Source organism: Streptomyces glaucescens (genome assembly GCF_002154375.1).
In the GTDB taxonomy this organism is placed as follows: domain Bacteria; phylum Actinomycetota; class Actinomycetes; order Streptomycetales; family Streptomycetaceae; genus Streptomyces; species Streptomyces glaucescens.
In genome coordinates this window covers 1-8,077 of sequence record NZ_MUND01000539.1, presented here as the reverse complement: position 1 = coordinate 8,077, position 8,077 = coordinate 1, and the positions used below count along the sequence as shown (strand labels likewise).

At 70.6% G+C, this 8,077-nt stretch carries 8 protein-coding genes and 1 pseudogene; 4 read left to right on the top strand and 5 right to left on the bottom strand.

Annotation, left to right across the window (positions count from 1 at the left end):
* The 3 genes and pseudogenes from CCN42_RS31035 to CCN42_RS31025 form a co-directional block, all read left to right on the top strand.
* A partial coding sequence (locus CCN42_RS31035) for a sterol desaturase family protein (protein ID WP_211294829.1) occupies positions 1-639 on the top strand: 639 nt, incomplete at its 5' end.
* Between the two features lie 191 nt (positions 640-830).
* A complete protein-coding gene (locus CCN42_RS31030) occupies positions 831-2,051 on the top strand; it encodes a nitric oxide synthase oxygenase (RefSeq protein ID WP_086740602.1) in 1,221 nt (406 codons plus the stop codon).
* A gap of 398 nt (positions 2,052-2,449) precedes the next feature.
* Positions 2,450-4,542: pseudogene (locus tag CCN42_RS31025) on the top strand (SpoIIE family protein phosphatase).
* A 75-nt stretch (positions 4,543-4,617) separates the two neighbouring features.
* On the opposite strand, the gene CCN42_RS31020 reads toward CCN42_RS31025, so the two are convergent.
* The 5 genes from CCN42_RS31020 to CCN42_RS42805 all read right to left on the bottom strand — a co-directional run bounded on the left by CCN42_RS31020 (position 4,618) and on the right by CCN42_RS42805 (position 7,870).
* On the bottom strand, positions 4,618-5,292 hold the full coding sequence (locus tag CCN42_RS31020; protein ID WP_086740600.1) for a LysE family translocator: 675 nt from the start codon (positions 5,290-5,292) through the stop codon (positions 4,618-4,620).
* A 642-nt stretch (positions 5,293-5,934) separates the two neighbouring features.
* Positions 5,935-6,240 (bottom strand): hypothetical protein, encoded by a 306-nt coding sequence (locus tag CCN42_RS31015; protein ID WP_086740599.1) that lies wholly within the window; start codon positions 6,238-6,240, stop codon positions 5,935-5,937.
* Positions 6,241-6,374: 134 nt separating this feature from the next.
* Positions 6,375-6,647, bottom strand: a complete 273-nt coding sequence (locus CCN42_RS31010; RefSeq protein WP_339384443.1) for an STAS domain-containing protein — start codon at positions 6,645-6,647, stop codon at positions 6,375-6,377.
* Between the two features lie 278 nt (positions 6,648-6,925).
* On the bottom strand, positions 6,926-7,138 hold the full coding sequence (locus CCN42_RS31005) for a DUF397 domain-containing protein (protein WP_245877543.1): 213 nt from the start codon (positions 7,136-7,138) through the stop codon (positions 6,926-6,928).
* A 549-nt stretch (positions 7,139-7,687) separates the two neighbouring features.
* Entirely contained in the window at positions 7,688-7,870 is a 183-nt protein-coding gene (locus tag CCN42_RS42805) for a hypothetical protein (protein ID WP_158102152.1), read from the bottom strand.
* Between CCN42_RS42805 and CCN42_RS45935 the strand changes: the two genes are divergently transcribed.
* Positions 7,782-8,051 (top strand): helicase associated domain-containing protein, encoded by a 270-nt coding sequence (locus CCN42_RS45935; protein WP_339384444.1) that lies wholly within the window; start codon positions 7,782-7,784, stop codon positions 8,049-8,051. The two genes, CCN42_RS42805 and CCN42_RS45935, sit on opposite strands and share 89 nt — an antisense overlap.
* Positions 8,052-8,077: the final 26 nt, after the last annotated feature.

The following is an 8,077-nucleotide window of genomic DNA, read 5'->3' as shown; positions in this document are numbered from 1 at the left end:
CGCCCCGGCAGCTACAAGGGCGCCGTCCGGCGCGGCAATGCCCCCGCCGTCGTCGGCTGGCGCTGGCTGGACCACCTCATCCACGTCCACCCGGTCACCACCGTCGCCATGTTCACCCCGGTGATCGCCGCCTGCGTCTTGTTCTCCCTCGGCGAGACCGGCGGCTGGGCGCTCGTCGGATGGGCGGCCGCGGGCTACGTCACGTGGACGCTGTCGGAGTACTGGGGACACCGCATCGTGCTGCACTACGAGCCCGAGAAGGGTTTCGGGGCACGCCTGCACTACATCCTGCACGGCATCCACCACGACTACCCGACGGATCCGCGCCGCTCCATCCTCAGTCCTGCGCTCAGCATCCCGATGGTCGGCGGAACCATCTACCTGGCCTCCGGGCTCGGCTCCCTGCCGCTGACCTTCGGCGCCGGCTACACCTTCGGCTACCTCAGCTACGACCTGTTCCACCTCTACCTGCACCTGGCCACCCCGAGGAGCCGGCTCATGCGTCACCTGCGCTCGCTCCACATGCGCCACCACTTCCGCGACGACACCAAAGGCTTCGGCATCTCGGCCCCGTACTGGGACGAGCTGTTCGGAACCTCCATCGCCCGCCGGCCCCGGTCCGGCGACCTGGCCACCTGAGCCCGGTCCCCACCGCCGGTCCGACGACACGGCTCCCCGGCCGGCGCGGGCACCCCGCGGCGAACGACTCGTCCCCGAAGTCGTCGATGCCTCCGCGCGGGTGCCCGCGCCCACCGTCGCGCCGTAGTCGGCCCGGAACCAGCCCGCCGCATGACCCACTGCCGGAGCCGAACGCCACCCGCGAGGAACCCATGAACTCCGAAACGCTTCTGGCTCGCATCTACACCCTCGACCCGACCGCCGACACCCCCGGCCTGCCGGCCCGACCCGCGCCGTCGGCCCGGCCCGACCCCGCCGAGGCGAACTGGGACGAGGCGGAGGAGTTCGTACGCCTCCACCACGGAGAGCACCCCGACCAGCCCCTCCCGCTCACCGCACGGCTCCAGCAGATACGCACGCAGATCGACGAGACCGGCACCTACACCCACAGCGCCGACGAACTCGTCTTCGGTGCCCGTGTCGCCTGGCGCAACTCCAGCCGGTGCATCGGCCGCCTGTACTGGAAGAGCCTGCGGGTCCTGGACCGCCGCCGGGCCACCACCGCCGAGGACATCCACCGGCACCTGTGCGACCATCTGCGCCAGGCCACCAACGGCGGCCGCATCCGCCCGGTCATCTCCGTCTTCGCCCCCGAAACACCGGAGAGCCGGGCCCCCCGGGTGTGGAACGACCAGCTCATCCGTTACGCCGGCCACCGCCAGGACAGCGGTGACATCGTCGGCGACCCGGCTTACGCAGAGTTCACCGACACCGTCAGGCGCCTGGGCTGGCAGGCCCCCGGCGGCGCCTGGGACGTGCTGCCCTGGGTCATCGAAACCGCCCAGGACAAGCCCCAGTTGTTCGACGTCCCGCGGGACCTCGTCCTGGAGGTCCACCTCAGCCACCCCGACCGCCCCGACTTCGGCGGCCTCGGACTGCGCTGGCACGCCGTACCGGCCATCTCCAACATGCGGCTGCGCATCGGCGGCGTCGACTACCCCCTCGCCCCCTTCAACGGCTGGTACATGGGCACCGAGATCGGGGCCCGCAACCTCGTCGACGCCGACCGGTACGACCTGCTGCCCGTCATCGCCGAACACCTCGGACTCGACACCAGCAGCGACACCACTCTGTGGCGCGACCGCGCCCTGGTCGAGCTCAACGTCGCCGTCCTGCACTCCTTCGCCCGGGCCGGCGTCAGGATCAGCGACCACCACACCGAGTCCCGGCACTTCATGGCCCACCTCGCCAAGGAGGAGAAGCAGGGCCGCACCGTACCCGCCGACTGGAGCTGGATCGTGCCCCCCGTGTCCGGCGGTATCACCCCGGTCTTCCACCGCTATTACGACGAGGCCGACCAGCGCCCCAACTTCTACCTGGACGACGACGCCAAGGCCCGAGGCAAGGGCGGATGCCCCTTCGGCCACGGCTGACCGGCGCGGTCCTTCACGGACACCTCGGCCCCCGGGCGGCTCACGAGCGGCCGTACGGGCCGGCTTCCGGCCGGGACGACCGCCCATACGTGGCCCGAAACCCGCCTGTCAGCCCCACTCGGCGGGGTCCGCATCCGGAGCACGTCCCGGAAGGACCCTCACAGGACGACGTTTGACGAGCTCGAGGCGACAGCCGATCCAGCGAGGTGAGCCCCCTGTCGTTCTCATGCGGGGGCGTCCGTCCGCCGCAGCGATCTCGGCAGGGTGTTGTTCCGGCGCGTCCCCTGGCCGTCCTCAGCCGTGTGCCGCAAGGTGAACGTGTGTCGCCGGGCAGCGGGGATGCGGTGTGTCCGTCCACCGAGGCGCGAGGAGGCCGCCAGGTGGAAGGGGTGAGTGCGATGAGACGAGTGGATCAGCACGCGGAGCCTTCGGGTGGTCCGAAGGCTCCCGCGTCCGGCCCGAGTGGGCTGCTGGACCTGCTCGGCGTCGCCGCGGTCCTCGCCGAGGCCGACGGCCGGATCGACATGTGGAGCCCGCAGGCCGAGGAGCTGTTCGGCTACACCCGTGAGGAAGCGGTCGGACAGTACGCGGCCCACCTGCTGCTGAGCCCCGAACACCGCGAGGCGGCCATCAGGCTCTTCGCCGAGGTGATGGTGACCGGCCGGGGCTGGGCGGGATCCTTCCCCGTTCGGCACAAGGACGGCAGCAGCCTCGTGGTGGAGTTCCGCAACATGCGGCTGACGGACAACCTCGGCGACCACTACGCCCTGGGTCTGGCCACCGACCGGGGCGTGTTGCGGCAGTTGAGCGCAAAGTGGCCCTGTCCAGCCAGCTGGTCACCCAGGCGCCGATCGGATTGTCCGTCCTGGACACCGAGTTGCGGTACGTGGCCGTCAACCCGGCCCTGGCGTCGATGCACGGCGTCCCAGAAGCCGGTCACGTCGGCCGCAGCTTCCGCGAGATCCTTCCGGGCGCGCCCTTCGAGGCCGCCGAGAACCAGATGCTGGAAGTGCTGGAGACCGGGCTGCCCGTGGTGGCCCGGCAGGTGGTGGGCCGTACCCGGGCCGACCCCGACCGCGACCACGCCTGGGCCGTGTCGATCTACCGCCTGCAGGACCACGGCGGGAACGTCCTGGGCATCGCCAACGTCGTGATCGACGTCACCGACCGATACGAGGCGGCCAGGGAGGCCGACCGGGCACAGCAGCGCCTGCGGCTGATGGCCGACGGCTCGTCGCGCATCGGGACCACCCTGGAGGTGGAGCGGACCGCCCAGGAGCTGGCGGACGTGCTCGTGCCCGACCTCGCCGACATGATCGCGGTGGACGTGCTGGACTCCGTGCTGCGGACCGGCCGGCCGGACATCGGTGAGCAGCCGCCGCTGTTCCGCGCCCTCGCGGTGAAGACCGCCTGCCCTACCGACGCCTCCGACCCCGTCATCGCCCCGGGCCGGCTCACCACGTACCACGCGAACCACCCTGCGGCCCACTGCCTGCGCACCCGACAGCCGTTGCTGATCAGGCACCTGGGCAGCGGCGACCTCGGCCGGGCCGCCACCGACGACGCCGCCGCCGACCTGCTTGCACGGGCCGGAGTCCACACCGACATGGCCATCCCGCTCATCGCCCGCGGACAGATCATCGGAGTGATGGGCCTGGCCCGTGCGCGCAACCCGGAGCCCTTCGACGAGAACGACCTCACCCTCGCCTGCGAACTCGCCTCGTCCGCCGCGCTGAGCATCGACAACGCCGTACTGCACCAGCACATCCGCAGCGCCGCCGAGACCCTCCAGCGCAGTCTGCTGCCGCAACCCTCGCCCCGCCACCCCGGCCTGGAGATCGCCGCCCGCTACCAGCCCGCACAGGCCTTCAGCGAGGTCGGCGGCGACTGGTACGACGTCATCCCGCTCAGCGGGGACCGCACCGCCCTCGCGGTGGGCGACGTCATGGGCAGCGGCATCCCGGCCGCCACGACCATGGGCCGGCTGCGGACCGCCACCTCCACCCTCGCCGGTCTCGACCTCACACCCTCCCGGATCCTCAGCCACCTCGACCGGATCACCCAGGGCCTCGACCCCTACATCGCGACCTGCGTGTACGCGGTGTACGACCCGCGACTCCGCCATCTGCAGGTGGCCTGCGCGGGCCATCTGCCGCCGGTCCTGGTACGGGCCGGCGCGCCGCCCGAACTCCTCGAACTGCCCACCGGCACCCCGCTGGGAGTGGGCGGCGTCCCCTTCGAGACCACGACCTTCGACATGCTCCCGGGCGACCAGCTCGTCCTGTACACCGACGGCCTGGTAGAGACGCGCGACGACCCCATCGACCGTCGCCTGGGCGACCTGGTGCGCCTGCTGTCCCCGCCGCGCAGCTCCGCGGAGGAGACCTGCGACTGGCTTCTGCAGCGGCTGCGGAAGCCGGCCGAACACGACGACGTCGCCCTGCTCATCGCCCGGGCACAGCCGCTGGACACCCCGGCCGAGGGCACCTGAACCGGCCCGGCCACGGGTGGCGGTTCCGTCACGGTGCGGCGGAGGAGGGGCCTTGGTGACTGCACGGTCTCCGGTTCACGCAGCCGCTGCGACGCCCACGCCGACGGCGATGAACAACCAGCCGGTCGCCAGCTCCCAGCGGTGGCGGATCCTCGGCCGGGAGAGGAGCACACGCAACTGTGCGGCGACGGCGACGAGGGCGAACCAGTAGACGACGCCGATCAGGATGTCCAGGATGCCGAGGAAGAGGATCTGCCGTGTGACGGAGCCGCCGCCGTGGACGAACTGCGGCAGCACGCTGAGGAAGAACAACGCCGCCTTGGGATTGAGCACGTTGGTGAGGAAACCCTGGGTGAAGCCGGAGCGCCACCGCTCGTGGGCAGTACCGTTCCCCGCCGTGCCCCACGGCGGGGCGGCATCCTCCGGACCGCCGGTCACGCCTCGCTGGGCGCGCCGCTGCCGAGCGGCGCGCCGGGCTGTCAGAATCGCCCGGATCCCCACATGTACGAGGTAGGCAGCGCCCAGCAGCTTGATGGCCTCGTAGACGACCGGGGAGCGGGTGGCGATCAGTGACAGCCCGGCGACGGCAGCGATCATGTGGACGCACAGCCCGGTCTGGGCGCCCAGTGCCGCAGCCCGCCCCTTGGCGGAATGTTCGGTGGCCGATCTGACCACGACGAGGAAGTCCGGGCCCGGGACCACGTAGGCCGCCAGTACGACACCGAGGAAGCCGACGAGGTCGACCGACATCCGCAGCCCCTTTCCAAGGCCCAGTGGTCTCCTCGCGTACCCCGAGCACCGTACGTCAAGACTCCTGCGCCGCTGTGCTCGTCCCGCGCGCATCGGCCGCGATCGACGGACATCGGGGCGCAGCACGGGATCCTGGGGCCCGCGGCCCCCGGACAGCTCGACAGCTCAACTCGCTCGAAGTCGTGCCTGATGCGCTGGGCGAGTTGTCCCGCGACGTAGCGCTGAGCAGCCCGTCGAGATCCTAGGCCGGCTCCGTTCGGATCGGGTGATGCGGCGTCCGACACCCACCCGCAAAGAGTTCGGCCTGGCCAACCCCAAAGGTGGCCGACCGCCAAGCACGGCGGCGAGCGACTGATGGCCCCGGCGCGGCCCCGCCAAAGCGTAATCGGTACCAGTCGCCCTCAACTGGCTGTCACCGGTTACTGCGCTTGTTCGTCGTTCCCCTGGAGAACACCAGCGGTCGGCGGCCGGGCCGCCGCGAGAGCGGCGCGACATGTGACGTCCGAGACCGGAGCGGCCAGGCGTCAGAACCATTCATCGGCTGACCGATGGATGACGCCGATCCGTGTCAAGGGATCCGTATCATCCCAGGAACGCCGTCAGGTGTTCGTTCAGCTGCTGCGGCGCGGTGAGAGGCAGCGATCAGGCTGGTTGCACACGCACCTCTCCACTGGACCGGTCCGCCTGCACGGAGAAGCCGGCCTGAGTGAGGATCTCCAGCAACGCCTGACGCAAGGCGGTACGAATACCCTCATACTCTGCGTCCATCCTCCCAGCAGGATCTAACTGGTCCGCCGGAACCCAGCCCACGACCACCGCATCCGGCTCCTGGCGGACCCGCAGCCCAGCATCCTCTTCAGCATTCGCGGACGCGATATCGAAGCCGGCACGGGAAAGCGTTTGACACACATCGTCGAACAACTTCTGCAGATTAACCTCATCACTCACACACGAAACCTACACAAGTGATGGTCGAGACTCAGAGACAGCCTCTGGTTCTGCCGGCGGCGGCCCGCCCGTCACGAGGTTCATCGGAAACCCAGGCGTCGTCGGCGACGGCCCGTGGTGCCGGTGCGGGCGTTTCAGGAGATGGCGGCGTCGTCCACCGTCTGTCGTGTCTCCAGGACGGTGTCGACTGCCGTGATCTCGCAGAGCCGCTGCAGCTGATGTGACGGCGCGGCCACGCGCAGGTTGCCTGTCTGGTGGGTGAGGATCAGCAGGTTCAGCAGTGTGGAGTCCTCGAAGGTGATGCCGGAGGCGTCCAGGACCACCTTGGGATGTGCGTCGACCGCGGTCCGCAACGCGTTCGCCAGAGGCCTGATCGAGTGCAGGTCGTAGGCGCCGTGCGCGGCCACGACCCAGGCGCCGTGCCATGGGTACTGGGTGACGCGGAGCCCGGGCGGGTCAGGGCAGCACCGGCTGCACATGGAAGTGGAACCCGCGCTGCTCCTGCGCAGGCCGGGCGGCGGCTCCAGCGTTCTTGAACCAGAAGCCCACCCAGTATCCCTGGCACATCGCGTTCAGGGGCGTCGGCGGATGGCCTGCTTCGGCCGCTCACGCCGCACGGCGGCCAGGCCGCTGATCGCCCGCGCTGCGCTGGTATGGGCGGCCTGCCCCCGAACGTGGCGGCTACTCAGCCGAACTCGCCGTCCCGCACACTGTCACGGAACGCGGCCCACTCCTGAGAAGTGAAGCGCAGATCACCACGGTCCGGGGCCTTCGAGTCCCGCAGCACCACAGCCCCGCCACCAAGAGCTCCCACCTCCACGCAGGCGAATATGCTCCTGCTGCTCTTGCGCCACTGCACGGCGGAGACGTCCTTCGCGTACAGGTCTTCCTTTTCCACGAACTCTCCCTTACTAGCCTGGTTGATGTCCCTAACGGACCTGGGCAGCCGCATGCTGGACGACGGCCCTGCGACGAGCCCGGACTCCGCACGATTCCGCACTTCGCTCTCATGGGCCAGGGCCCATCCACGATCCGGGACCGGGATCGTCTCGACACGCGCCGCCCGCAGATGCAGGACATCGGGCCCGTTGAGACCAAGCGGCCGTCCGAGACGCTGCGCGCAGCCGGGCCCGCCCGCCCGGCGGCGCCCGGGACCGGATCTGGGCCGGCTTGAAGGATCAGCCAGGGCTCCGCGAGAGCACTACCGCCACCACGGTGGCGGCCAGGAAGATGGCGGCCATCGGCGGCAGGGTAGCCGCCATACCTGGCGGCTACGGCGGTGGCGCCCGAGGCGCGGCGCTGGCGGACAGAGCCGAGTCGGCGGGACTGTCCGCCCGGGCGGACGGGACTGTGCGGTGGGCGGCCCGCCTCACGCCGCACGGTCGCGACGTCCTTGTCTACGCCCGCCACCGGCCCAGCCCCTCCAGCACCGGTCCGGCGCCCAGGCTCAGCTGGCCGAGCTGCTGCCGTCGCAGATGACCGCGGTGCGCCCCTTCATCGGCCTCGCCGACGGCAGCGGCCGGGCCGAGCAGGTGCGGGAGCTGAAGCTCGGCGCGTGGATCAGCAGCCAGCGCAGCAGGACCGCGACGCTGACGCCGGAGCGGGTGGAGCAGCTGTCCGCTATCGGCATGCGAGGTCGTGATGGCTGTCGTCGTCACCGCGCCGACGCGCCAGCTGACATCTCGTGCGTGCCCCGGCCGGCGAGACGCGAGCGAGCGGGACGTGTGCGGCGCCCTGAAGGTACTGGCGGTCCCGGGCGCCGTGGCGTGCTCGCGTGCGGCACCGACGTCGCACTGGCACCGCGTACCTAGCCCTGTAAGACGTCATTTCACTTGGC

Bases quoted from the DNA above. Each gene is read 5' to 3' on its own strand.
- CCN42_RS31030 (WP_086740602.1), top strand. From the start codon at position 831: ATGAACTCCGAAACGCTTCTGGCTCGCATCTACACCCTCGACCCGACC.
- CCN42_RS42805 (WP_158102152.1), bottom strand. From the start codon at position 7,870: ATGCCGATAGCGGACAGCTGCTCCACCCGCTCCGGCGTCAGCGTCGCG.
- CCN42_RS31020 (WP_086740600.1), bottom strand. From the start codon at position 5,292: ATGTCGGTCGACCTCGTCGGCTTCCTCGGTGTCGTACTGGCGGCCTAC.